The following is a 248-nucleotide window of genomic DNA, read 5'->3' as shown; positions in this document are numbered from 1 at the left end:
TTCCAACACCTTCGGCCTGTGCAGCGTGGATCGGACCACGCTGGACCGCACCCCGAAGCCCTCGGCGGACCTGTACGCGAAGCTGGTCGCCGGGTATCGGTCCTGACGAATCTCCTTCGTGCTGCCGCGCGTTTGCGCAGGGGACGGCGGCGCGGGATATCAGGAGAACAGGCTCACGCCGCGGCGGCCCATGCAGTAGGCGTTGCCCAGCCAGGTGTGGCGGGAGTTCGGCCACACGGCGCCCAGAC

Annotated in this window: 1 protein-coding gene; it reads right to left on the bottom strand. The window is 69.0% G+C overall.

Features of this window, described 5'->3' with window-relative positions:
* Positions 1-159: 159 nt before the first annotated feature.
* Positions 160-248: DUF5701 family protein (locus H7U32_RS11745; protein WP_323804629.1), on the bottom strand; the 89-nt coding region annotated here is incomplete at its 5' end.

This window comes from Bifidobacterium pullorum subsp. saeculare, assembly GCF_016899725.1.
In the GTDB taxonomy this organism is placed as follows: domain Bacteria; phylum Actinomycetota; class Actinomycetes; order Actinomycetales; family Bifidobacteriaceae; genus Bifidobacterium; species Bifidobacterium pullorum_C.
This window is presented reverse-complemented; position numbering and strand designations above follow the sequence as displayed.